22 protein-coding genes and 1 pseudogene are annotated in these 23562 nt (G+C 37.6%); 22 read left to right on the top strand and 1 reads right to left on the bottom strand.

The window, feature by feature from the left end; genetic code table 11:
- Position 1: 1 nt before the first annotated feature.
- Positions 2 to 1048: a SepM family pheromone-processing serine protease gene (locus tag FG382_RS04140; RefSeq protein ID WP_142537633.1), complete on the top strand. Its 1047-nt coding sequence runs from the start codon at positions 2 to 4 to the stop codon at positions 1046 to 1048.
- A 4-nt stretch (positions 1049 to 1052) separates the two neighbouring features.
- On the opposite strand, the gene FG382_RS04145 is transcribed toward FG382_RS04140, so the two are convergent.
- Positions 1053 to 2267, bottom strand: coding sequence for a nucleotidyltransferase (locus FG382_RS04145; RefSeq protein ID WP_142537634.1), 1215 nt, complete (start codon positions 2265 to 2267; stop codon positions 1053 to 1055).
- A 285-nt stretch (positions 2268 to 2552) separates the two neighbouring features.
- On the opposite strand from FG382_RS04145, the gene FG382_RS04150 reads away from it, so the two are divergent.
- The 21 genes and pseudogenes from FG382_RS04150 (at position 2553) to FG382_RS04250 (ending at position 23505) form a co-directional block, all read left to right on the top strand.
- A complete protein-coding gene (locus tag FG382_RS04150; RefSeq protein WP_142537635.1) occupies positions 2553 to 3092 on the top strand; it encodes a YceD family protein in 540 nt (179 codons plus the stop codon).
- A gap of 24 nt (positions 3093 to 3116) precedes the next feature.
- A complete protein-coding gene (gene rpmF / locus FG382_RS04155; protein ID WP_093263953.1) occupies positions 3117 to 3290 on the top strand; it encodes a 50S ribosomal protein L32 in 174 nt (57 codons plus the stop codon).
- Positions 3291 to 4003: 713 nt separating this feature from the next.
- On the top strand, positions 4004 to 4798 hold the full coding sequence (locus FG382_RS04160; RefSeq protein ID WP_308421221.1) for an enoyl-CoA hydratase/isomerase family protein: 795 nt from the start codon (positions 4004 to 4006) through the stop codon (positions 4796 to 4798).
- A gap of 64 nt (positions 4799 to 4862) precedes the next feature.
- A complete protein-coding gene (locus tag FG382_RS04165; protein ID WP_142537636.1) occupies positions 4863 to 5261 on the top strand; it encodes a hypothetical protein in 399 nt (132 codons plus the stop codon).
- A gap of 220 nt (positions 5262 to 5481) precedes the next feature.
- Positions 5482 to 5694 carry an acetyl-CoA carboxylase biotin carboxyl carrier protein subunit gene (locus FG382_RS04170; RefSeq protein ID WP_142537637.1) on the top strand — a complete coding sequence of 71 codons (213 nt, stop codon included), beginning with the start codon at positions 5482 to 5484 and terminating at the stop codon, positions 5692 to 5694.
- Between the two features lie 276 nt (positions 5695 to 5970).
- Positions 5971 to 7512, top strand: coding sequence for an acyl-CoA carboxylase subunit beta (locus tag FG382_RS04175; protein ID WP_142537638.1), 1542 nt, complete (start codon positions 5971 to 5973; stop codon positions 7510 to 7512).
- Positions 7513 to 7795: 283 nt separating this feature from the next.
- Positions 7796 to 8686: a ketopantoate reductase family protein gene (locus FG382_RS04180; RefSeq protein ID WP_142537639.1), complete on the top strand. Its 891-nt coding sequence runs from the start codon at positions 7796 to 7798 to the stop codon at positions 8684 to 8686.
- A complete protein-coding gene (locus FG382_RS23495) occupies positions 8670 to 9059 on the top strand; it encodes a DUF3397 domain-containing protein (protein ID WP_142537640.1) in 390 nt (129 codons plus the stop codon). The genes FG382_RS04180 and FG382_RS23495 overlap by 17 nt, the downstream gene beginning before the upstream one ends.
- A gap of 164 nt (positions 9060 to 9223) precedes the next feature.
- Positions 9224 to 10840 (top strand): bacillithiol biosynthesis cysteine-adding enzyme BshC, encoded by a 1617-nt coding sequence (bshC, locus tag FG382_RS04190; RefSeq protein WP_170206445.1) that lies wholly within the window; start codon positions 9224 to 9226, stop codon positions 10838 to 10840.
- A 187-nt stretch (positions 10841 to 11027) separates the two neighbouring features.
- On the top strand, positions 11028 to 11459 hold the full coding sequence (mraZ, locus tag FG382_RS04195) for a division/cell wall cluster transcriptional repressor MraZ (protein WP_142537642.1): 432 nt from the start codon (positions 11028 to 11030) through the stop codon (positions 11457 to 11459).
- 165 nt (positions 11460 to 11624) lie between these two features.
- Positions 11625 to 12575, top strand: a complete 951-nt coding sequence (gene rsmH / locus FG382_RS04200) for a 16S rRNA (cytosine(1402)-N(4))-methyltransferase RsmH (protein ID WP_142537643.1) — start codon at positions 11625 to 11627, stop codon at positions 12573 to 12575.
- Positions 12576 to 12947 (top strand): cell division protein FtsL, encoded by a 372-nt coding sequence (gene ftsL, locus FG382_RS04205; protein ID WP_142537644.1) that lies wholly within the window; start codon positions 12576 to 12578, stop codon positions 12945 to 12947. It begins immediately after the preceding gene.
- A gap of 35 nt (positions 12948 to 12982) precedes the next feature.
- Entirely contained in the window at positions 12983 to 15151 is a 2169-nt protein-coding gene (locus FG382_RS04210; RefSeq protein ID WP_142537645.1) for a penicillin-binding protein, read from the top strand.
- 111 nt (positions 15152 to 15262) lie between these two features.
- Complete coding sequence (locus FG382_RS04215; protein ID WP_229677264.1) at positions 15263 to 17128, top strand: penicillin-binding transpeptidase domain-containing protein; 1866 nt, start codon at positions 15263 to 15265, stop codon at positions 17126 to 17128.
- A 67-nt stretch (positions 17129 to 17195) separates the two neighbouring features.
- Positions 17196 to 18167, top strand: coding sequence for a phospho-N-acetylmuramoyl-pentapeptide-transferase (gene mraY / locus FG382_RS04220; RefSeq protein ID WP_142537647.1), 972 nt, complete (start codon positions 17196 to 17198; stop codon positions 18165 to 18167).
- A 1-nt stretch (position 18168) separates the two neighbouring features.
- A complete protein-coding gene (murD, locus tag FG382_RS04225; RefSeq protein WP_142537648.1) occupies positions 18169 to 19524 on the top strand; it encodes a UDP-N-acetylmuramoyl-L-alanine--D-glutamate ligase in 1356 nt (451 codons plus the stop codon).
- 55 nt (positions 19525 to 19579) lie between these two features.
- A pseudogene (locus FG382_RS04230) lies at positions 19580 to 20635 on the top strand (FtsW/RodA/SpoVE family cell cycle protein); the annotation flags it as partial.
- Between the two features lies 1 nt (position 20636).
- Positions 20637 to 21437 carry a cell division protein FtsQ/DivIB gene (locus FG382_RS04235; RefSeq protein ID WP_142537650.1) on the top strand — a complete coding sequence of 267 codons (801 nt, stop codon included), beginning with the start codon at positions 20637 to 20639 and terminating at the stop codon, positions 21435 to 21437.
- Entirely contained in the window at positions 21412 to 22137 is a 726-nt protein-coding gene (locus FG382_RS04240) for a DUF881 domain-containing protein (RefSeq protein WP_229677263.1), read from the top strand. Before FG382_RS04235 ends, FG382_RS04240 begins: the two co-directional genes overlap by 26 nt.
- A 294-nt stretch (positions 22138 to 22431) precedes the next feature.
- Positions 22432 to 23151, top strand: a complete 720-nt coding sequence (locus tag FG382_RS04245; protein WP_142537652.1) for a DUF881 domain-containing protein — start codon at positions 22432 to 22434, stop codon at positions 23149 to 23151.
- 3 nt (positions 23152 to 23154) lie between these two features.
- Positions 23155 to 23505: a small basic family protein gene (locus FG382_RS04250; RefSeq protein ID WP_142537653.1), complete on the top strand. Its 351-nt coding sequence runs from the start codon at positions 23155 to 23157 to the stop codon at positions 23503 to 23505.
- Positions 23506 to 23562 lie beyond the last annotated feature (57 nt).

Raw genomic sequence — 23562 nt, forward strand, 5'->3', positions numbered from 1 at the left:
TATGAAGAAGAGAAAGTCCGTTATCCTTCTTTTCGTATTTGCAATTGTGCTGGCTCTTGCCTTCTATCCGATGGAATCTTATATTTCCAAACCAGGAGGTGCCTATGAGCTTTCTCCATTTGTCGAAGTGGACGGTGGAGACGAGGATGACACCGGTACCATGAGTCTACTCACCATAGCACTTGCAAAAGCTACTCCACTTACATACGCATACGCAAAACTAGTGGATAATCAAAAAATATATAAGGCCAATCAAATTAGGCAAGAAGATGAAGACGATAAAGAATATAATGTTCGTCAATTAAAGCTTATGTCTGATTCTCAATTTAATGCTATTACGGTTGCATACAATCGAGCGAATAAGCCTTATACAATCACAAATAACGGAATATTTATTTTTAATGTAGTGGACGGTAGTGCTGCAGACGGTATTTTAGAACCTGGCGATAAAATTTTGGAGATGGATGATGAAAAGGATTTAACGGAAGCATCCATCCAAACATATTTGGCTGATAAACAAGAAGGAGATACCATTCAATTAGTAGTCGAACGAGAAGGCAAGGAACTAAAGAAAGAGGTCACACTTAAAGTAGTACCTGGCGTTCTTGATAAACCAGGTATTGGGATATCTTATAAAGAGGATAAAATAGTTGAAACTACACCTGTCGTGAATATGCACACCGAAGATATTGGAGGTCCTTCTGCTGGTCTTATGTTTACACTGGAAATATTAAATCAATTGTTGCCGGAAGATCTTACAAAAGGACACAATATTGCAGGAACTGGGGAGATGCTACAGGATGGAACTGTTGGGCGTATCGGTGGGATTGACTTAAAAGTAATTGCAGCAGATCGAAAAGGAATGGAAATCATGTTCGCTCCTGATGATGAGATAGACCCAGCAGTATTAGAGAAAAACCCAGATTTAACATCCAACTATGATTTAGCAGTAAAAACGGCGAAAAAAATAGGCACAAAAATGAAAATTGTACCTGTTAAAACAGTTGACGATGCACTTGCATATTTAGATAAATTAGAGCCAAAATAAATTATTAAATTCTAATTGGTGCTATTCGAAAGTCGCTGCCAACCATTTGCTGACCATACGAACTTTGTAAACCGAGATAATATAAGTTCGCTGCTTTAATATCTAACTGAAGTAATTTATTATCTTTACTTGCGGCAACTCTACTAACAAGTGGAAGCTGCAAGTCTTTTTTTATCGATTGTAAATAAGCTTGTCCTTTTTGATTCATTCCTAATGGGCGAATATAAGTCGGTAACTCGATTTCACGCAATTGTTTCCATGTAAATTCTGTATAAATATGAGTTAACATTCGTTGAATTCTCGTCCATGTAAAACGCTTCGATTTTATTTTTTCCATAAAAGGTTGAAAGGTTATACAAGTTGTAGCTGCATTCCATATAGCATTTTCCATACCTTCTGTCACTTCTGCACATTGAGCGAGCGACTCCTTTGTATGACGTAAAATAATTAATCGTAGCAGTGGATAAAATCGCTCCCAGCTACCAAAAGAGTCGGCTGTACTTTGCCATTCATTTAACGCGTCTAAACTAGTAGTTGGCATAAAAGGTTTTATCGCTGACAGATCATTATCGTCAAACAATATCTTTCGAATTCCTGTAGCACTTGCAATTGTTTCCGAAGCTTTCGCATCATCATGGTAATCAGCTACGACGCGTTGAATAGTCTTTGGTTGAATTTGTGTATGTAACATTTGAGCAGCCTCTATATAGTGATAGCCTAAAATATTATTTGGCTTCGAAAGGTCAACTAATGGCACGCTCACATCTTTGGAAACAAGCTTATAAGCTTCGTTTAATGCTTTTGGGTAACTAATGCCTTCTTTCATAAGTGTGGAGATTGCTAAATTATAGGACGCTTCATTTTCCGTCAATAACTCATACGTATGCAAAAACGCCCGTAAAGAGCCCTCTTCGCTTCCAAAACAAAATGACTTACATTTTAACGCATCTAATAAAAAAATCGCTCCTTTTGCAAAATCACTCGCTTGAGCAGTAGCAAATGCATAGGGTAGTTCTATTACTAAGTCTACGCCAGCGTTGAGGGCCATTTTCGTTCGAGTCCACTTATCAACAAGTGCTGGCTCACCCCGCTGCAAGAAGTTACCAGACATTACGGCAATCATAACTTCACTATCTGTTTTCACACGGGACTGTTCTAAATGATGTAAATGTCCATTATGGAATGGATTATATTCCACCACAATTCCGGTAGCTTTCATAAATTAACCAAATCCTTTCCTTGAGTTCCCGATTACAACGCCTTGCTACATGAAGTATCGCACATTGCAGACCTACCCCATGTTTGCTTGTCGGAGGCCTGCAGCATGCATGTCATGCAGTCGTTAAGTCACGATGTCGCGAATTTAGACTGTATTTCTTTAATAGGCGCTTTCGCTTTTCATAATCAAATTATAATGTTATTATATTGTAGTGACAAGAAATTATCTTGACATCTAAATTCAGTCATTATATAATCAACTTTGTTGTCTTGAGGTGATAATCGTATGAAATGGGCAATTAGTCAACTAGCAAAATATCGTGAAAACGGGATGCCGTTAGATGAGTTCGTCACACTTGAAAAAGTGAAGGAACGAAACCCGGACGTTCGAAAGATTTCACCCGTTCATGTAAAAGGGCATTGCACGTTTGGTGCAGCGCAAATGAATTGTCATTTTCAGCTTTCAGGGACTCTTATATTACCTTGTGCTCGCACATGGGAAGATGTAGAATATCCATTTGAAATTCAATCTGATGAAATCTTCAACTGGTCTGAGACGGCAGCTGCTTCGGCGCAAGCACATGATAACTTCCATGTGGTAGAAGGAGATGTCATTGATGTAGACCCTATTCTAGAAGAGTTAATTCTTTTAGAAATTCCATTGCAAGTGTATAAAGAAGGTGCAGACCAATTTAGACATGAAGGTGGAAGTGGTTGGAGTTATACAACAGATGATGATCTGAACGATATGCAAGAAGATGAACAACCAAAATTGGATCCAAGACTAGCTGATTTAGCTAAGTATTTTGATCAAACAGACGAATAATAGATCTGTAAGGAGGTGCCACCAATGGCAGTACCAGCTAGAAGAACTTCTAAAACTGTAAAAAGAAAACGTCGTACACATTTTAAATTATCCGTACCTGGTATGGTTGCTTGTTCAAATTGTGGTGAAATGAAATTGGCTCACCGTATTTGTAAATCATGCGGTCAATACAAAGGGAAAGAAGTAGTGAGCAAATAATTCAGTATTTGTTCCGTAAAAGACTACCAAAGAGACCATGGCTCTTCGGTAGTCTTTTTTTGTTTTAGGAAATAATTTATGAGATAGAGGGTTTAGGGAAACTGCGACTTAGATAGTTGATGAAGTGTCCACAGGATTTTTGCTACAGGGCGGACGCTTTGAACTCTCTTTCTCACTTTAGGAACAAAGGCTAAGAGCGTCACATCGTGTGGCACAGCCTAGGAGACCAACATCCTGTTTTTGGATCCCTATACAAGCTTTTTGTGAGGTAATCCTAAATAATGCTCTATTATGTAGGAGTCTCATTCCAAGTAAACTTGTTTTATGAAAAATTGGTTGCTCTCCACCATTGTTTGGTTGCTTTAGATAGCTGCTTAGTTGCCCTTATCCATTTATTGGATTTATAAAAAAACTGTCGATGGTTTTGTTTTTAGCAAGTTGATCAAAATAAAAAAGAATTTATCATTGATTTTCGCTGTAGGCGTCGACTCCTGCCGGATGAGGGAGCAAAATGAGACATCCCAACGTACGCCAAAGCTGCGGGGATGGCTCATCGCTCACCCGGCGGAAAGCGTACGACTGCAGTGAAAATCATAGCGGACACTAACAGAGTCATTTAATTTACCGCGCAGTTTCCCTATACTTCACAAAGTATGTTTTGTAATTATCTTGCAATTCTTCTCCATAATCATGCTTCTTGTTAATCAGGAGGTATGGTACCCTTGATATATAAATTGCAAAGGGGAATGGATATGGCATATACAATCGAAAAAAGAGACGAAATTATTATCTTTGAAATCAACAGACCAACAATCCATAATGCGATTAATGGAGAAGTGGTAGAGGGATTTAAACAATTGGTACAAAGAGTAAAAACGGATTCTTCTATCAAACTTGCTGTCATTACAGGAGCGGGGGAAAAAACGTTTTGTTCAGGTGGGGATCTCTCTGTATTCCATATGTTAAAAACAGAAAAAGAAGCATACAAAATGTTAATTGAAACAGCGCAAGTTTTATATGAAGTAGCAACGATAGAAATTCCAACAATTGCTTTGTTAAACGGAACTGCTGTAGGTGGTGGGTGTGAAATTGCTACGTTATGTGATTTTCGTTTAGTAAAGAAAGAATCTAAATGTGGTTTTATTCAAGGGAAATTAGGAATTACTTCTGGCTGGGGTGGAGGGTCGTACTTATTTGAAAAAGGCATGAGACATGACCACGTATTACAAATGCTGACAGAAGCAGTACCATATACTTCAGACTATCTACTTTCTATTGGCTGGGCAACGGAAGTTTACGAAGGAGATAAATATAATGCGCTACATAAGTTTAGCGAGAAAATGATTATTCCACATGCTTCTGTTTTAAAAGCATACAAGAAACAAGCTATTCAAAAATGGGAAAACACTCAATTATATGACCGAATTATGGATGAAGTATCGGGTTGTTCCATTCTTTGGGAGCAAGACACGCATCACAAGGCAGTTGATGCTTTTTTAAAAAGATAACCATTTTTAGAGTCTATTTGTACCCACTTTGCATATATTAGTAAAAAAGCAAAGGGTGATAAACATGAATGTTAAAATTAGAAAAGATAGTTGGAGTGCGGAAGAAGACAATCTTTTAAAAGAAATAGTTTTAAAGAAAATAGAGCAAGGTCTTACGCAAATTTCTGGGTTTGAAGAAGCAAGCATTTTGTTAGGTCGCTCCAAACAAGCTTGTGCGTTCAGGTGGAATAAAAATTTACGCCCACAAATATTTAAGAAAGAAACTACCGGGAAAGAGCATGTAGTAAGAGAAGTGGCAGACTCCTCTACATTACAGAACCATCTGCAGTTAGCGATGGAAAGCTATGATGAAATGAAACAATCCTATGATGAAATTTCTAGTGCCTATAATTTATTAAAACAAGATTACGAGCAATTATTAAATTGGGCCAAACAAGGAATTACGCATTTAGAACGACAATAATCTAGAAGTCTCTTATTTTAGAGGCTTTTTTTTATCGAAGAAAATAGAAAATTAGCAATAAAGAACGTACATAAAGTATTTTCTTCTGCTAAAATAGAAAGAGTAAAGGAGATATTCCATTTTTCAATGAATTCTTACAAACTGTAAGATTTAAAAAAGGAATATATGTAACATCCTTTTTAAGGGAATGGTTGGTACATCAAAGGGAGGAAAGATCACGATGAAAAATTTAGCATCAACAATGGCAGGAACTGTATTTACAGTCAACGTAGCAGCAGGAGAGGAAGTTTCCGCTGGACAAGTAGTATTAGTACTTGAGTCAATGAAAATGGAGATCCCTATTGAAGCAGAAACAGCAGGTAAAGTAGCGGCTATCAACGTAAAAGAAGGCGATTTCGTTAACGAAGGCGACGTATTAGTTACGTTTGAATAAGGAAGCATAATCTTTTTTATAGGGCGTCCAGCTTTAGGGGCTCTCGGAGGTAAATGTGAAAAAGTACTCCTATGCTAAGCTCGGCTGAAACAAAACGTTTGGGGTGGCTAGAGAACTGTAACCTAGTCTCTCGCAATGTTAGGGCTTTACCTTCACGTTTTGCCTGTCAGGAGCCCATAAAAGATGAAGGACATACAGTCATTGTGACAAGGGTCGCAAGCTTTGGCTGTCTCCTTTGTTAGGCGCTTGCGCATTCATATAAGGGGGTAATACAAAGTGGGAGAAACAAAAGGGTATAATGAACGATTAGAACAAAAGCTAACATCTATTTACGCAGGTGGTCACGAGAAATATCATGAAAAAATGAAACAACAAAATAAATTATTTGTACGAGATCGTTTAAAATTACTTTTCGATAATGGAGAATACGTGGAAGATGGTCGATTTGCGAATGTAGAAGCGGGAGACCTACCAGCAGACGGGGTTGTAACGGCGACTGGTAAAGTAAATGGACAAACTGTTTGTGTAATGGCCAATGATTCTACTGTAAAGGCGGGTTCATGGGGATCTCGCACAGTTGAAAAAATTATCCGTATACAGGAAATAGCTGAAAAGAATAGAGTGCCATTATTATACTTGGTAGACTCCGCTGGTGCTCGTATTACCGATCAGCTAGATATGTTTCCAAACCGTCGAGGTGCAGGTAGAATATTCCACAACCAAGTAAGACTTTCAGGATTCATACCACAAATTTGCTTATTATTCGGTCCATCCGCAGCAGGTGGAGCATATATTCCGGCTTTTTGTGATATCGTCTTTATGGTAGAGGGTAATGCGTCCATGTATTTAGGTTCACCTCGAATGGCAGAAAAAGTGATTGGTGAAAAAGTGACATTGGAGGAAATGGGTGGTGCGAGAATGCACTGTACAGTTAGTGGGGTTGGGGATGTACTTGTAACTTCCGAAGAAGAGGCAATTTCTGAAGCTAAGCGATACCTAAGTTTCTTCCCAGCTAACTATACAAAAAAGCCTGAAAAAGTAGAAACAAGAGCGATTAAAGAAGGAAGAACACTAGAAGCGATTATTCCAGAAAACCAAAATGCACCGTTTGATATGTATGAAGCAATTGAAGCAATTATAGACGAAGGCTCATTCTTTGATGTGAAAAAACTTTTTGCGCCAGAGCTAATTACAGGGTTTGCTCGTATTGAAGGACAGGCTGTTGGAATACTTGCTAACCAACCGAAAGCAAAGGGTGGGGTACTCTTTGTTGATTCAGCAGATAAGGCAGCAAAATTCATCTCGCTTTGTGATGCTTTCTCGATTCCGTTAGTATTTTTAGCGGATGTACCAGGATTTATGATTGGAACGAAGGTGGAAAGAGCTGGAATTATTAGACATGGAGCTAAGTTGATTGCTGCGATGAGTTCTGCAACGGTGCCAAAAATCTCTGTTATTGTCCGTAAAGCATACGGAGCGGGATTATACGCGATGGCTGGCCCAGCGTTTGAACCGGATGTATGTATAGCACTACCAACGGCTCAAATCGCCGTTATGGGTCCAGAAGCTGCTGTAAATGCGGTTTATTCCAATAAAATTGAAGCTATTGAAGATCCAAAGGAAAGACTAAAGTTTGTACAAGAAAAGCATGCGGAATACAAAGAGGAAATTGATATTTACAAATTAGCTTCCGAGATGATTATCGATGAAATTGTTGCACCAAGTGATTTACGCCGAGAGCTTGCCGATCGACTTCGTTATTACGAAGACAAAGAAATTGCGCCTGCACCTCGAAAACACCCAGTGCTTCCTGTATAATATCTTTGAAAAGGTCTACCATCTCGGTAGACCTTTTTATAAGATAGTAAATATAAACTATTTTCATTCAGTATCTATCCAGCGCCTTCTTGTGCACAGCTCGTCGCAAACAAAATCGCTTGTGTGAACTGGGGTGCTACCTCTTTAGCCCGCACGATATGGCGGAATTTATAGACCAGGCACGTTCCCATTTGCCTGTCGGTATGCAGGATATCCAGTCGTTGCGACACTATATCGCGTATTTAGACTGTATTCCTCTAACTAATAAGCTGAGGTGATTTATATGAATATAGGAATAATAGGGGCCGGATCTATCGGCCTGTTATTTGGATCCTATTTAGCAGAAGCAAAGCATAACATTACATTTTTAGTTCGAGATCCTAATACGCCAACTAAGTTATACATAGAAAAAAGCAATATTGGACAGCAGTTAATCCCTTGCAAGCTCGTATATAGCATGGACAAGCTAGATGAAATGGACTTAATCATCATTGCGGTGAAATATCATCATTTGCATTCTTTAAAGGATGGATTAGATGCGTTGCCAAAGGATATACCTCTTTTATTTTTGCAAAATGGGTTACTCCAACTTTCGTTTGCTGCTGATTTAAAGCAAGATACTATATTGGTTGGCTCTGTTTTACATGGAGCAATGAAAAAGAATGCCCAAACGGTTCAACATTTAGGGATAGGAGTTACAACGATTGGTATGTGGAAGGGTGAATGGGAAAGAGTGGGGGAGTTATTCTTTCATCATAACGAGCATTTTCCCGTGGAATTCTCCTCCGAAATAGAAGACGTATTATTTAAAAAAGCAATGCTAAATAGTTTGATCAATCCCTTAACGACGATTGCATGTGTGCCAAACGGAGCACTTGTACAAAACTTAACGTATAAAACGATTGCTAAAAATATATACGATGAATTGATGGAAGTGTTTGTTGAGTGGAAAAATCGTCTCTTATGGGATGAAGTAGTTACGCTTTGTACAAATACACAATATAATCACTCATCGATGTTAAAAGATTATGAGAATGGTCGCTTGATGGAACTTGATACAATTGTTGGTGCAATTCTAGCGGAAGCGAGTAAAAGAAATAAGAAATTACCGATATTGCATACATTCTATTTACTACTAAAGGAAAAGAATAAAGTAGGTGAAAGACATCTTTAATACGATTGTTTCGTTTTTTATATTGTTTCCGATCGTGCTATTTATTTTGACGTTTATCGTCTCTAAATACATATTACACAAACGAAAAAAATCCATCGGGATTGCGGCGGATATAACCACGTTTCTATTGTTTTTCTCGGTTACACATGTTTTTTCGGTCATTTTCTCTAAGAATATTGGCTTTGAATTAGTCATCTGTTCCTTGATATTTGCAACTGTTCTGACGTTTTTGGATTGGCGATCAAAGCGTGAAATTGAAGTGGGGCCACTACTTCGAAAAATTTGGAGATTGTTATTTATATTACTTTGTCTTTTTTATGTGTTTCTTTGGTTATTCGGAGTTATCCGATATGTATTAAGTTATATAAGCTAATAATTTTCCACGCCTTCTTCTGTAATGATATACTCAAACAAGAATTTGTCTTAATTCAGGTAGATCGAAAAAGATTGTTGGATTAGGATAATAACCGGCGGCTTATATCTTTTTTATTGAAAAGCAACGGCGGGGTGAAATTGATAATTAGAGGTGGAAAAATCGTGCGATTAGAGCAATACACACAACCATTCGCGACCCTTTTTTATAAGAAATATTTAGAGGATGCAACTAGTTTATCTTCTTTTTTTCATTATGAATGGAATCAAGAGGCGCTTAATAGAAGACTTCAAGAAACTGATTTTAGCAAAACCAAAAGAATGGAACTTGTAGAAGTATTGACGACTTATATGCGGAAGTTTGGTCTTTCAGAAAAAAGTAGTCAACATTTAGAAGAGTTAAAAGACAACGGGGTTGTTGTAATTGGAGGACAGCAGGCTGGTATATTAACAGGACCGATGTATTCTATCCATAAGGCGATATCAGTTATTACATTAGCAAAACAGCAAAGGGAAAAACTTGGAGTTCCTGTCATTCCTGTTTTTTGGATTGCTGGAGAAGATCATGATATTGACGAGATTAACCATGTTTACATAGAAAGAAGTAGAAAGCTTCAAAAATTTGTATATCCTGAAAAATCAAGAATAAAGAAAATAGCATCAGAAACAACATTTGATAAACCTTTAATGGATCGGTATTTGACTGAAATTTTTCAAAGTTTACCGGAAACGTTGTACACTAAAGAGCTTTTTTCTAAAGTGATGGCTCACTTAGAAGATAACGAAACGTATACAGAATTCTTTGCAGCGCTTATGAATGATCTTTTTCATGAAGAAGGATTACTATTAATAGATGCTGCTTATGAACCATTTAGAAAGCTAGAAAGCGAATATTTTCAACTGTTTGTGAAGAATGCTTCGGAGCTTGCGAAAATCGTCTTTGAAAAAGAAAGTGAATTTGAGAAATGCGGCTTTGGTACGCCAATCCAAACGAAGGATTCAGCTGCGCATTTATTTTATGTGGAAGCTGGAGAACGATATTTATTAGAAAGAAAAGAGGGAGTATTCATCAACGAAGCAAAAGGGCTATCCTTTACAGAAGATGAGTTGATGAATATCGCGAAGAATCATCCTGAAAGACTAAGTAATAATGTGGTAACACGACCAATTATGCAAGAGATGGTATTCCCAGTATTGAGCTTTATCGGAGGTCCGGGGGAAATCGCCTATTGGGGAACATTGAAAACGGCATTTGAGCTATTTCATATGAAAATGCCAGTCATTATGCCAAGACTAAGTGTCACTGTTGCTAATGCTAAAACACAAACATTACTTGATAAATTTTCATTCACGATCCAAGATGTATGGAATGGAGCAGTGGAAGAGGCGAAACTCCAGTACATTAACAATCATCGGAATGAGCAAATTCCTCAGTTGATTGAAACGATGAGACTAGATCTTGCTGCTAAGTATGAGAAGTTAGAGGAGCTCTTACAAAAAGATAATCTTAAACTAAGTCCATTAGTTCAAAAAAATTTACAGTATCATGAGAGACAATTTACATTTATCGAACATGCAATAGATGACACACTTCTTGGGAAGTTAGATGCTTCTATTCATCGCTATGATAGAATTATAATGGATCTAATCCCAAATGGAGGACTACAAGAGAGAACCTATTCCCCACTTCAATTATTAAATGAGCTAGGACCAAGCTTTATAAAAGAGCTTTTACAGCTTCCTTACGAGTTTAATGGGAAACATCAAGTAGTATATATATAAAAAATACAGGCCCTCACAGTTTATGTGGGGGCTTTTGTGTGTTGAAAAATATAGCTTTTTAGCACTATTTTTGTCTCAACAAGTACTATTTACGCATTTTGAAAAATTAAATGCTCATTTTTAAAAAAATGGGTGGAGGAAAGTGGGGGGATGTGGTATGTTAATGACATAAAGTGGGGTGAGTAGCATGTTCATGGGCGAATATCAACATAACGTTGATGCGAAAGGACGGTTAATAATACCTTCTAAATTTCGTGAACACTTAGAAGACTGTTTTGTTTTAACACGTGGTCTTGATAATTGTTTATTTGGTTATCCTATGAATGAATGGCGAAAACTCGAAGAAAAGTTAAAGGAACTTCCCGTAACGAAAAAAGATGCACGAGCATTTACTCGGTTTTTCTTTTCAGGTGCCACTGAAGTTGAAATCGATAAAACAGGACGCATAAATATTCCAAGTAATCTTCGTAACTATGCAAAGATGGACAAGGAATGTATCGTGTTAGGTGTTTCTAATCGCCTAGAAATTTGGGCGAAAGATGCATGGGAAAATTACTTTGAAGAATCTGAGGATTCCTTTAATGATATTGCGGAAAATATGATTGGCTTCGATATCTAACTTTATTTAGCAGGGGAGATTACCACTGCATGAAGTTAGAGCCTCAGGGGAATGTCACAGATTTTTTTTAGAGGGATACCTGTATTTCGCAGGTCTAAGCTCGAAAAAAAATGAGGCAAATACCCCAGGCGAATTTGATCAATAGGAGAAAAAGGAGGGAAAGGCTTGTTTCATCACACAACAGTATTATTAAAAGAAACGGTAGATGGACTTGCCGTTCGTCCAGATGGTATTTATGTGGACTGTACATTAGGTGGCGCGGGTCACAGTGAGTACCTAGTGAAACAACTAAATACACATGGTAAGTTAATTTGTTTCGATCAAGATATGACTGCAATTGAAAATGCAAAAGTAAAGCTTGCACCATATTTAGAAAAGGTGACTTTTGTACATGCGAATTTCCGCCATTTGAAAAACGAGCTAGCGAACATTGGAATTGAAAAAGTAGATGGCATTTTATATGACCTTGGGGTATCATCACCGCAACTCGATACACCAGAACGTGGTTTCAGCTATAACTATGATGCTCCCCTTGATATGCGCATGGATCAAACGAGCGAATTGACTGCTTACCATGTTGTAAATGAGTGGGCATACGAAAAGCTAGTAAAAATCTTTTTCCGATATGGAGAAGAGAAGTTTTCGAAACAAATTGCACGCAAAATTGAACAGGCACGAGAGTCTGCTCCAATTGAGACCACTTTCCAATTAGTAGAATTAATAAAAGCAGGAATTCCAGCTGCGGCAAGACGCACGGGTGGGCACCCGGCTAAACGAATTTTTCAAGCCATCAGAATAGCTGTAAATGATGAGTTGGGAGCAGCAGAGGATTCTCTAGAGGATGCTATTCAACTTATCAATGTAGGTGGAAGAATTAGTGTAATTACATTTCATTCGCTAGAAGACAGATTAGCGAAAACAATTTTTAAAGAAGCTTCAACGTTACCAGATTTACCACCAAACTTGCCGATAATTCCAGCAGGGATGGAGCCAATGTTAAAACTAGTAACAAGAAAACCGATATTGCCTTCAGCCGAAGAACTAGAAGTGAACAATCGATCTCGATCCGCTAAGCTACGAATTGTGGAAAAACTAATAGAAAAAGGGAGTGTCTAAATGGCTTTACGTAACCATCATCATTCAGAAACATACATAAGTCGTCCTTCTATTCCAGAACAACCACAAATACAAAAAACGGTAAAGAGGCATAGAAAGTTATTATCAAAAGGCGAGAAAATATTACTCATTTGTCTGCTTTCTGTTGTAACGTTACTCGCTGTCATGATTATTCAAACGCAAACGGCCGTTCGTTCTACAACTACGGACATTTCTCAAATCGAAAAACAAATCGATACTACTTCAAAAGAAAATACAGATTTGTCCATACAAGTAAGCGAATTATCTACCTATGATCGCATTTGGAAAAAGGCGGAGGAGCTCGGGTTGAAACTGAATGAGCAAAACGTGAAGGTAGTACCAGGACAATGAATAAAAAATTTCGTTTTCAATGGGGAGCCTTTCTTATGTTTTTACTATATGGAGGGCTCTTTTTTCTATTATTGGGTAGATTCATGTATATTCAAGCCACTGGAGTAGCTGAAGGACAAGTGTTATCAGCAAAAGCAGATTCAAAGTACAATAGAGAGCAAGTTTTACAGGCAAGTAGAGGAAAAATTATCGACCGTAATGGGGAAGTGATTGTCCAAGATACGCTAAGCTATAAGATGGTTGCGGTTATTAGCCCAAAAGCTACAGAAAATAGCAAAGCTCCTCGACATGTAATAGATCCGGAAAAGACGGCGCAAGTATTATCGCAATATATTGATATGACAGAAGAAGAAATAGTAGCCTTATTGAAAAAAAATATAGAGAATGAGAAATATCAAGTAGAATTTGGTAAAGCCGGTAGAGACATTAGTCATAAAAAAATGAATGAGATAAAAGCTCATAATCTACCCGGTATTATCTTTTCACAAGATTTGAAAAGATTATATCCTAACGGGCAATTTGCTTCTCATTTAATAGGTTTTGCATTAAAAGAGGAAAATGAAGATGGTGAAGCAGAAACAAAAGGTAAAATGGGCCTTGAGTATATATATGACAAAGCGCTAACAGGTACCCCAGGAAAAGTAGAATTTAAAAGTGATACCAAAGGCTTTTTACTTCCAAATGCAGAAAAAATGGTGACGGAACCGAAGAATGGTCAAGATATTTATTTGACCATCGATAAAACGATTCAAAACTTTTTAGAAGATGCACTGAATAATGCAGAGGAAAAATATAATCCTGAAAAAATGACGGCCATTGTGGCGAATGCCAAAACAGGAGAAATTCTTGCTATGTCTCAAAGACCTACCTTTGAGCCAAATACCCGAGATGGGTTGTCAACGAATTGGCTAAATGAAGCCACTGAACAAACAATTGAACCGGGCTCCACGATGAAAATTTTCACATTAGCTTCTGCAATTGAAGAGGGCGTATGGAATCCAAATGATCATTTTAAATCTGGTTCCTATACATTATTTGGTGATACTATTCGAGATCATAATAATGGACAGGGATGGGGTTCAATTACATTTTTAGAAGGGTTTCAACGATCTTCCAACGTATCAATGGCATATTTACTAAATCGTATGGGCGATGAAGTATTTATTGACTATATTCATCGTTTTGGTTTCGGAGAGAAAACGGGCATTGATCTTCCAAATGAAGCTACAGGAACAGTTCTGGATACTTATCCATTAAACAGAGTAACTACGACATATGGTCAAGGTACAACTGTAACCCCTATTCAAATGATTCAAGGAATGACTGCCATAACAAATAACGGAAAAATGATGCAACCATATGTGATTGATAAAATTGTTGACCCTAATACCGGTGAAGTATTAAGCAATCATAAGCCAACCGAAAAAAAATCACCGATTTCAGCAGAAACAGCTGAAAAAGTGAAAGAAATTTTAGCAAGTACAGTTACATCTGAATATGGGACCGCAAAGCGTTTTAAGTTAGATGAATATACAACGGCAGGAAAAACTGGAACGGCACAAATCGCAAAACCTGGTGGAGGTTACTATTGGGGGCGGGAAGTATTCCTGTATTCCTTCTTAGGAATGGCACCTGTAGAAGATCCCCAACTCATCGTATATGTGACTGTGCATAAACCGCATTTAGAGTTAACGGAGTCTGGCTCTCAACCAGTTGCGGAAGTATTTAATACAGTAACAGAAAAAAGTCTGAAATACTTAAACGTTCAACCTGAAAATCTGGAGCTTGCTAGTCCGATTGAAATGCCAAACGTAGTCGGTAAAAATATTATTGAAAGTCAAAGTATGCTAGAGTCACAAGGTTTGAAAACTGTTATAATTGGTCAGGCAGAAAATGTAATAGAGCAGTATCCGTCTGCTGGCACTTCTATTATTTCAAGTGGCACGGTGTTTATCAAAGGACAAGGAGAAATCCAGTTACCAAATTTTACAGGTTGGTCAAAGCGGAATTTAATGATATATAAATCATTAGCGAATATTCCTATTGAAATTAATGGAGAAGGCTTTGTAACAGAGCAAAGTTTGACAGCTGGTTCTATTGTATCCAGCGAAACGCCTGTTGTAGTCAAGCTAGCGACACCTGAAGAAGTAACAGAAAATGCTCCTTTGGAAGAGGAAATAGTGGAAGAACTACCCCAGGATTAAGAGTTATATGAAGAGAAATAGAATAGTTATTGTCATTTTCTCATACCTTATCTAAAACGAGTAAAAGGAGAAAGTGGCATTTCTAAACTAAAGCAAATGATCCGACTGCGAATGATTTGGTTAATAACGATTATTCTGTTTTTGATGGTTGGAGCTAAACTAATACAGCTGCAGTTTTTTCAATTTGATGAATTGACGTCTAAGGCAAAAGAGAGCTGGGATCGAGAACTGCCTTATTCATCTCTGCGAGGGAATATTTTGGATAGAAATGGAGAAGTCATTGTAGGAAATAAGCTCGCTCCGACACTATTTTACATGCCTTCTCAAAATGATGATCCTGAACAAGTAGCAGACCAAATCGCCCCGCTTATTGAGGTGGATAAAGAAAAGCTGTTGGAACAAATAAATAAAAGAGAGAGTATCATAAAAATTGCACCGGCAGGTAAAAATATTTCTACTGAACTAGCAATGGAAATACAAGATAAGAATATTAAAGGTTTATATTCAGGCGTCGACTACATAAGAGACTATCCACATGGAGAGATGCTATCTAGATTGCTAGGTTTTACCGGGTATGATACACAAGGACTTGCGGGAATTGAATATCAATACGATGCTGTTTTAACAGGGAAAGAATCAGCCATTCGGATGTACACAGATGCAAAAGGCATCCCACTACCTCATGTAGATGATGGTTGGAAGAATGGTACGAAGGGTAATCATGTACAGCTAACGATTGATATGAACATACAACAAGTAGTAGAAAGAGAACTTTCTCAAGCGATGAAGCAGTACGATGCGACGCAAGCTATTGGTATTGCGATGAACCCTAAAACAGGAGAGATACTCGCCCTCGCTTCTGCTCCAAACTTTGATCCTGCTAATTATCAAGATGTGGAATCGACTATTTATAATCGTAATTTACCAGTATGGATGACATTTGAACCCGGCTCTACATTTAAAATAATTACACTGAGTGCTGCGCTCGAAGAAAATGTAGTAGATTTAGAGAATGATCATTTTTTTGATCCAGGATACGTAATGGTAGAAGGTACTAGACTCCGTTGCTGGAAAAGGCAAGGCCATGGTGATGAAACTTTCTTAGAAGTCGTTCAAGACTCCTGTAACCCAGGTTTTATCGAACTAGGTAGAAGAGTTGGTCCCGAAAAGCTTCAAGAGTATATTCGAAATTTTGGTTTTGGAAAATCGACAGAATCAGGCATGGCTGGAGAATCGACGGGCATTCTATTTAGTAAAGATCGTTACGGTCCTGTTGAACATGCGACTACATCATTCGGTCAAGGTATTTCCGTAACGCCGATTCAACAAGTGCAGGCGGTTGCTGCAGCGGTAAATGGTGGTTATTTGTATAAACCATATATCGTAAAAAATGTGTTAGACGGAGAAACGAATGACATTTTATCGACTACCGAACCAGAGATGAAAAAGCAAGTAATCAGCGAAGAAACTTCTGCAAAAGTTCGAGATGCGCTAGAACATGTTGTAGCGTTAGGCTCTGGAAGAAATGCTTATAGAGATGGATTACGAATTGGTGGGAAAACAGGAACTGCCCAAAAGGTCATAAACGGTAGATACGCAGAAGGGGAATATATCGTATCATTCATCGGTTTTGCACCAGCGGATGACCCGGAAATCGTTGTATACGTTGCAATTGATAATCCGAAAAGTTCTACGGTATTTGGCTCTACTATTGCAGCACCCATTGTTGGGCAAATCATCGAGGATTCATTGGAAGTTACCGGCGGTGGTAAACAATTAGAAAAAGAATACAGATGGGGAGACGTTGAACAAGTTCGCGTTCCAAATTTAGTAGGTATAAAGAAAAAAGAAGTAACATCCTATATGTATCCATTTTCAATAGTTTGGCATGGTGAGGGGGAAGAAATACTGACCCAGCTACCAAAAGAAGATAGTCTCATACCTATTGATGGAACCATACATGTATATACGAAATAACCAATTTTAAAAATAAATAACTATGGAACATTCAGCTATAGTTGATGGCAATTAAGGAGATTTTTTCATGACATTATCTGCAACGATTATTACACTATTTGTTAGTTTTCTTTTATCGGTCATTCTTGCACCAATCGTAATTCCTTATTTAAGGAAGATGAAGTTTGGTCAAAGTATTAGAGAAGAAGGACCTGAATCACATCAAAAAAAAGCAGGAACGCCAACAATGGGAGGACTTATTTTTATCACTTCCATTATCGTTTCAACGATAGGTCTTTCGTTTTACTTCGATAAGTTAACGACGCAATCGATCGTATTGCTCATCATTTTAGTTGGATTTGGGGCAATTGGATTTTTGGATGACTTTATCAAAGTCGTATTAAAACGAAATCTTGGGCTAACGTCTATCCAGAAGTTGATTGGCCAAATTGTTATATCCATTATTGCTTATTTTTTATTAAAATTAGGACCATTTGACACCACTTTGGCTATTCCATTTACGAATATCGATTTCTCGTTAGGTCAATTTTATGTAGCATTTCTAATATTCTGGTTAGTAGGATTTTCAAATGCGGTGAATTTGTCGGATGGATTAGATGGTCTAGTATCTGGAACAGCTTCTGTTGCTTTCGTAACATTTGCTGTGCTAGCACTTACTTTTGAACAGACAGATATAGCTATTTTCGCTTTTAGCGTGGCTGGAGCTCTATTAGGATTTCTACTATTCAATAAGAATCCGGCAAAAGTATTTATGGGTGATACTGGTTCACTTGCATTAGGTGGTTCGCTTGCAATGGTGTCTATTTTAGTCAAGCAAGAGCTAATGCTTGTAATCATAGGGATTGTTTTTGTAGTGGAGACTTTGTCCGTTATTTTACAAGTAATTAGTTTTAAAACAACTGGAAAGCGTATTTTTAAAATGAGTCCGATTCACCATCATTTTGAACTTTCTGGTTGGAATGAGCGCAAAATTGTAACTGTATTTTGGGCAGTTGGTTTTGTTGCCGCTATGATTGTTGTATTGATGGAGGTTTTGTAAAGTGAAACAGTTACCAATTGTCTATCATAAAAAAATATTAGTATTAGGATTGGCTAAAAGTGGTACGGCTGCTGCCGAAATTTTGCATGATTTAGGTGCCTTTGTAACTGTAAATGATGCAAAACCTTTCGATGAAAACGAAAATGCTCAGTATCTACTTTCTAAAGGTTTAACGGTCATATGCGGAAGCCATCCGGAGGATCTTTTAGACGAGGGATTCAGTCTTATAGTAAAGAACCCTGGTATTCCTTATACAAACTCCGTTATTGCGGAGGCAAAAAGAAGAGGGATACCGGTTTGGACAGAAGTGGAGCTAGCCTATCGTATAAGTGATGCACCGATGATAGGTATTACGGGATCAAATGGTAAAACAACAACAACTACACTTATCTTTGAAATACTTAAACAAGGACAAAAGCACCCATTGATCGCGGGCAATATTGGAACCGTTGCTAGTAGTGTGGCTAAAGAAGCTTCAAAAGAAAATACGATTGTAACAGAACTTTCATCCTTTCAGCTAATGGGAACGGAACAATTAAAACCGAAAATTTCCATTTTGATGAACTTATATGAAGCACATCTAGATTACCATTCGGATTTCAGGGAATATACAAATGCGAAATTTAATATTACGAGAAACCAAGATGCATCTGACTGGTTCATTTACAACGGAGAGCAAAAGATCGTGATGGAATATGCCGAGAAGAGTATGGCGATGAAAGTCCCGTTTTATGTTAGCCAGAAAACGAATGATGGTATAAGCGCAGACGATCAGTTTGTCTATTGGAATGGAGAAAAGGTATTTGAAAGATCAATCATTGCACTTAGAGGAAAACATAATTTAGAAAATGTGTTAGCTGCAACTGCTACAGCACTTTTAATGGATTGTTCTATTGAAGATATCAAGGCTGTTCTTTCTACTTTTCACGGCGTAAAACATCGCACGCAATTTATTCGAGAATGGAATTATAGAAAATTCTACAATGATTCTAAGGCGACGAATGCATTGGCAACTAAAAGTGCATTGGAAGGTTTTTCAGAGCCGATTATTTTGCTCGCTGGTGGCGTTGATAGGGGCCATTCTTTTGATGAGTTAATTCCTTATTTACATCATGTAAAAGCTTTGATACATTACGGGGAAACTGCAGAACGTTTGCAAAAGTTCGGAGAGGAGCAATCGATTCCGACTGTTATTCGCGTAAATAATTTAGTGGAAGCTATTGATGAAGGTATTAGCGTATCAGATGCAGGGGATGTCATCTTATTATCACCTGCTTGTGCAAGCTGGGATCAATACGCAAGCTTCGAGTTACGTGGCGATGAGTTTATTAATAAAGTTATTTCTCTGAAAGAGTAACGAAAGGATGAAATAATCGGAAGTTAAAAGTAAAGTATTATTTGTTTCCTCCGTCTTATTTTTGTCAATCATTGGTATTTTATTTGTCCATTCTGCTGGTTCTTATTGGAGTGAAGTGCATTATAAAGGACAAATGCCGTTTGCCATTAAACAAGCAACATATTTAATCGTAGGTATTGCGGTAGCTTTTTTTATTCGAAATAAAAGCATTATCCGTATTCCTACATTTTGGCAAATTTTATATTTAATTTCTATCGTATTATTAATAGGGGTATTAATTCCTGGAATAGGTGTAGTTAGAAATGGTTCGCAAAGTTGGATTCCATTAGGATTTATGAATTTTCAGCCAGCAGAACTTGCTAAAATTTCTGTATTAGGTGTATTAGCCGGTGCTTTGGCAAATGAAAAGAAGCCAAAAAAAGTAGTGTATTTTCAAAGTGCCATTTTGCTTCTAATACCAATTAGTTTAATCATGCTTCAACCGGATTTTGGATCTGCGTTTGTATTAGTTATGGCAGTATTCTTTTTACTGTTCGCAGCTGGACTGTCTATCAAGTTTTTTCTAGCAATTGGTGGGGTTGGAATCATTGGTTTTATAGCATTGATCATTTCTGCACCATATAGACTTGTCCGAATTCAAGCTTTTCTAGATCCATGGAAGGATCCTTTAGGTTCGGGGTTCCAGGCGATTCAATCGTTACTTGCTATAGGGCCAGCGGGATTGTTTGGATTCGGATATGGTAATAGTAGACAAAAGTTTTTATACTTACCAGAACCTCAAAATGATTTTATCTTTTCTATTTTGCTAGAAGAGACAGGTTTTATAGGTGGGTTGATCGTTATCATTGCTTTTCTAACTTTTTTCACGACAAGCTTTATGATGGCAGCTAAAACCAAAACGAGAGAAGCACAGTTAATGATTATCGCGTTCACTTCTTTGTTAACTGTTCAAACGTTTTTGAATATGGGAGTTGTGACAGGGCTACTTCCTGTAACGGGTGTTACTTTACCGTTTATAAGCTATGGTGGTTCATCTCTTGTCATGACTTGGATTATTATTGGGATTATATTCAATCTAGCAAATACATCTATACAAGAAGGGAGGCGGTAGAATGGAAAAAATCATCGATATTGAAGATCGTATACCCACTTTAAAAGAACGTAGGAGACGCAGGACAAACAAAAAGTTTTCCATTCTACTTTTTCTCTTTGTCACGACTCTCTTAATCGTTCTCTATTTTCAATCAGCTTATAGTCAAGTACAGGCCATTGAGTTAAAAGGCGCTGTCCTTGTTCCAAAAGAAACGTATATTAAACAAAGTACATTAAAATTGGGCGATTCAATGTGGGGTTTTAACGAAAAGAATATTGAAAAAAACTTAGAACAAAATGAGTGGGTGAAATCTGCTCACGTAAAACGCAACTGGCTCACAGAAGTACATATCCAAGTAGAAGAATACAAACAAATTGGATACGAGGAAAAAGAAGGAACACTTAGTATTATTTTAGAAAATGGCAAAGTGATTGAAACAGTAGGACAAGTCTTGCCTTTTGAAGGGCCGATCTTTTCCGGATTTAAAGAAGAAAAAGTTCGTTTAAGATTAATAAAAGAATTAGCTAATCTACAACCAGAAGTATTGTTAACTATTTCGCAAATCATTTATACGCCAACAGAAAATGATAAATACTCGATCCAAGTATTTATGAATGATGGCAATGAGATAAAAGCCATTATTCCATCCTTTGCTGAAAAGATGAATTTTTATCCATCCATCGTATCGCAGTTAAATCCAGACGTAAAAGGAATTATTGACCTAGAAGTTGGCTCATTCTTTCAGCCATATATGGAATTGCACAATGAAGAAATCGACGAGGAGGCGACAGAGCTTGAAGAAGAGGAACCAACTCCTTAAAATACCTTCTCGAGGTCGAATACTTATCTCCTTAGTAAGTTTAGTTTTAGGCTTTATACTTGCCTATTCCTATAGTATTGCCGTAGAAAATGAAGCGGAAAGAAATAGTACAAGCGAAAGTTTTTTAGAACAGACCAAATATAGAGAAGAATTAATTAAACAAAAAGAAAGAAATAAGGAACTCACAGAAGAAATAAATGAAAGTCAGCAAGCGATTCGGGAGTTGGAGCAAACATTTGCAAATAGCGAAGAAAGTGCAGAGGCATTAGTAAAAGAAGCAGAAAAGTTAAGGTTATTAATGGGGGATATACCGTCACAAGGAAAGGGAATCTCGGTATCATTAGAAGATGGTGCATATAACCCGTCCCAAGAAAATCCGAATGATTATATTGTCCATGAGAGTCATGTGTTTAAAGTGGTGAACGAATTGAAAATTTCGGGAGCAGAAGCGATTTCCATTAATGGCCAAAGACTTCGAGCCAATTCGTTTATTCGTTGTACGGGCCCTGTTATAACGATAGATGGAAAGACATTTCCAGCACCGTTTACAATTGAAGCAGTAGGAGATCCCGAAGTACTATTAGCTTCTGTCCATCTAGGAGGTGGCGTCTTAGACCAGCTAACAAGTGATAATATTGTCGTGACGGTTGAAGAGAAAGGTAACATAACAATGCCCGCACTACGAGATGAAAAAAGCTAACAAGTAACAAAAGCGCAAGCGCCTATGTCTGCCCCGAAAGGCAAATGGGGATGTGGTAGATCTGTAAAGTGCGCCACATCCTGTGGCAAAGCAGACATAACCCGCATCGTGCGGGCCAAGGAGGCAGCTCCTCAGTCACCACAGCTTTTTCACATTTGACCCCGAGGGGCAACGTTCTTCTGCGACGAGCTGTGCGCAGGAGCAAGGCGCTGGAGTCTGGACGGAGAATTACATGTAGAAAGGTGTCCACATACTGTAGATTTAATGATTTCCTAAGTTAAAGGAGGCCGAATAATGAAAAAAGCCGTCTATATTCGGTTTACGATCATTTTGTTAATAGTTGGTTTTATGTTAGCTGTTCAATATAATACCGTCAAAAATCCAGAAGCGAGAGACACAAGAGACATTTGGGCTATTCGTCAGGAGCTTGCTAGAGAAACTGAATTACATTCGGAGTTATTATCGGAAGTGCGCATGCTAGAACAAACAATTGGTAAATACGAAAATATGCGAAATGAAAGTCCCGAAGTAGCTTTAAATGATACAGTGAATCAATTGAAAAAAGATATTGGACTAGAAGCATTTGATGGCCCAGGGCTTACCATTACTGTAAAGCCATCCTTAGAAAGTATCGCAATGGGACAAGCAATCGAAGGAATCTCACCCGATTTACTTATTCGATTGGTCAATGAGATTAATCGATTTAAATCAAAAGCCGTAGAAATTGACGGTAAACGCATTATTTATTCGTCAGCTATAAGAGATGTAAATGGGAAAACGACTGTAAATAATTTAACAATACGAAATGCCCCTTTTACGATTAAAATTGGAACCTCAACGTTTGAAGATGCAAAAAAAATGTATAATCAACTAGAGGCTTCGGCTATTGGTGATGACTTTTATATCGATAATTTAACGCTAGAAATCGGTGATCCAGAAAACCAACTCACTATTTCTGGTTATGACCAATCCGTAAACAATCAATTCTTAAAAGAGATTCCAGGAGGAGAGTAACGCATGTGGTTGCCATTATTAGGTTTAATACTCGGGATTTCCCTTGGACTTTTAACAGATATCCAGATTCCAGAAATATATGAAAGCTATTTGTCTATTGCTGTACTAGCTGCTCTCGATACGCTTTTTGGAGGTATTAGGGCTCAATTACAACATGTATATGACGATAAAGTATTTGTATCTGGATTTTTCTTCAATATCGGACTTGCAGCAGCGCTTGCGTTTTTAGGAGTTCATCTTGGAGTAGATTTATATTTGGCTGCTATTTTTGCGTTTGGCGTTCGTTTGTTTCAAAATATAGCGGTGATTCGTCGAATGCTATTGACAAAATGGTCAGAAAGAAAAAATGCATGAGCAATATGTACGAAAAATTTGAATATTAAACTCTACGAACTATAAAGTTTTAGACTT

It is taken from the genome of Psychrobacillus lasiicapitis, assembly GCF_006861795.1.
GTDB classification, from domain to species: domain Bacteria; phylum Bacillota; class Bacilli; order Bacillales_A; family Planococcaceae; genus Psychrobacillus; species Psychrobacillus lasiicapitis.

Bases quoted from the DNA above. Each gene is read 5' to 3' on its own strand.
- FG382_RS04140 (WP_142537633.1), top strand. From the start codon at position 2: ATGAAGAAGAGAAAGTCCGTTATCCTTCTTTTCGTATTTGCAATTGTG.
- FG382_RS04145 (WP_142537634.1), bottom strand. From the start codon at position 2,267: ATGAAAGCTACCGGAATTGTGGTGGAATATAATCCATTCCATAATGGA.
- FG382_RS04150 (WP_142537635.1), top strand. From the start codon at position 2,553: ATGAAATGGGCAATTAGTCAACTAGCAAAATATCGTGAAAACGGGATG.
- rpmF (WP_093263953.1), top strand. From the start codon at position 3,117: ATGGCAGTACCAGCTAGAAGAACTTCTAAAACTGTAAAAAGAAAACGT.
- FG382_RS04160 (WP_308421221.1), top strand. From the start codon at position 4,004: ATGGTACCCTTGATATATAAATTGCAAAGGGGAATGGATATGGCATAT.
- FG382_RS04165 (WP_142537636.1), top strand. From the start codon at position 4,863: ATGAATGTTAAAATTAGAAAAGATAGTTGGAGTGCGGAAGAAGACAAT.
- FG382_RS04170 (WP_142537637.1), top strand. From the start codon at position 5,482: ATGAAAAATTTAGCATCAACAATGGCAGGAACTGTATTTACAGTCAAC.
- FG382_RS04180 (WP_142537639.1), top strand. From the start codon at position 7,796: ATGAATATAGGAATAATAGGGGCCGGATCTATCGGCCTGTTATTTGGA.
- mraZ (WP_142537642.1), top strand. From the start codon at position 11,028: ATGTTCATGGGCGAATATCAACATAACGTTGATGCGAAAGGACGGTTA.
- ftsL (WP_142537644.1), top strand. From the start codon at position 12,576: ATGGCTTTACGTAACCATCATCATTCAGAAACATACATAAGTCGTCCT.
- FG382_RS04210 (WP_142537645.1), top strand. From the start codon at position 12,983: ATGTTTTTACTATATGGAGGGCTCTTTTTTCTATTATTGGGTAGATTC.
- FG382_RS04215 (WP_229677264.1), top strand. From the start codon at position 15,263: ATGATTTGGTTAATAACGATTATTCTGTTTTTGATGGTTGGAGCTAAA.
- mraY (WP_142537647.1), top strand. From the start codon at position 17,196: ATGACATTATCTGCAACGATTATTACACTATTTGTTAGTTTTCTTTTA.
- FG382_RS04235 (WP_142537650.1), top strand. From the start codon at position 20,637: ATGGAAAAAATCATCGATATTGAAGATCGTATACCCACTTTAAAAGAA.
- FG382_RS04245 (WP_142537652.1), top strand. From the start codon at position 22,432: ATGAAAAAAGCCGTCTATATTCGGTTTACGATCATTTTGTTAATAGTT.
- FG382_RS04250 (WP_142537653.1), top strand. From the start codon at position 23,155: ATGTGGTTGCCATTATTAGGTTTAATACTCGGGATTTCCCTTGGACTT.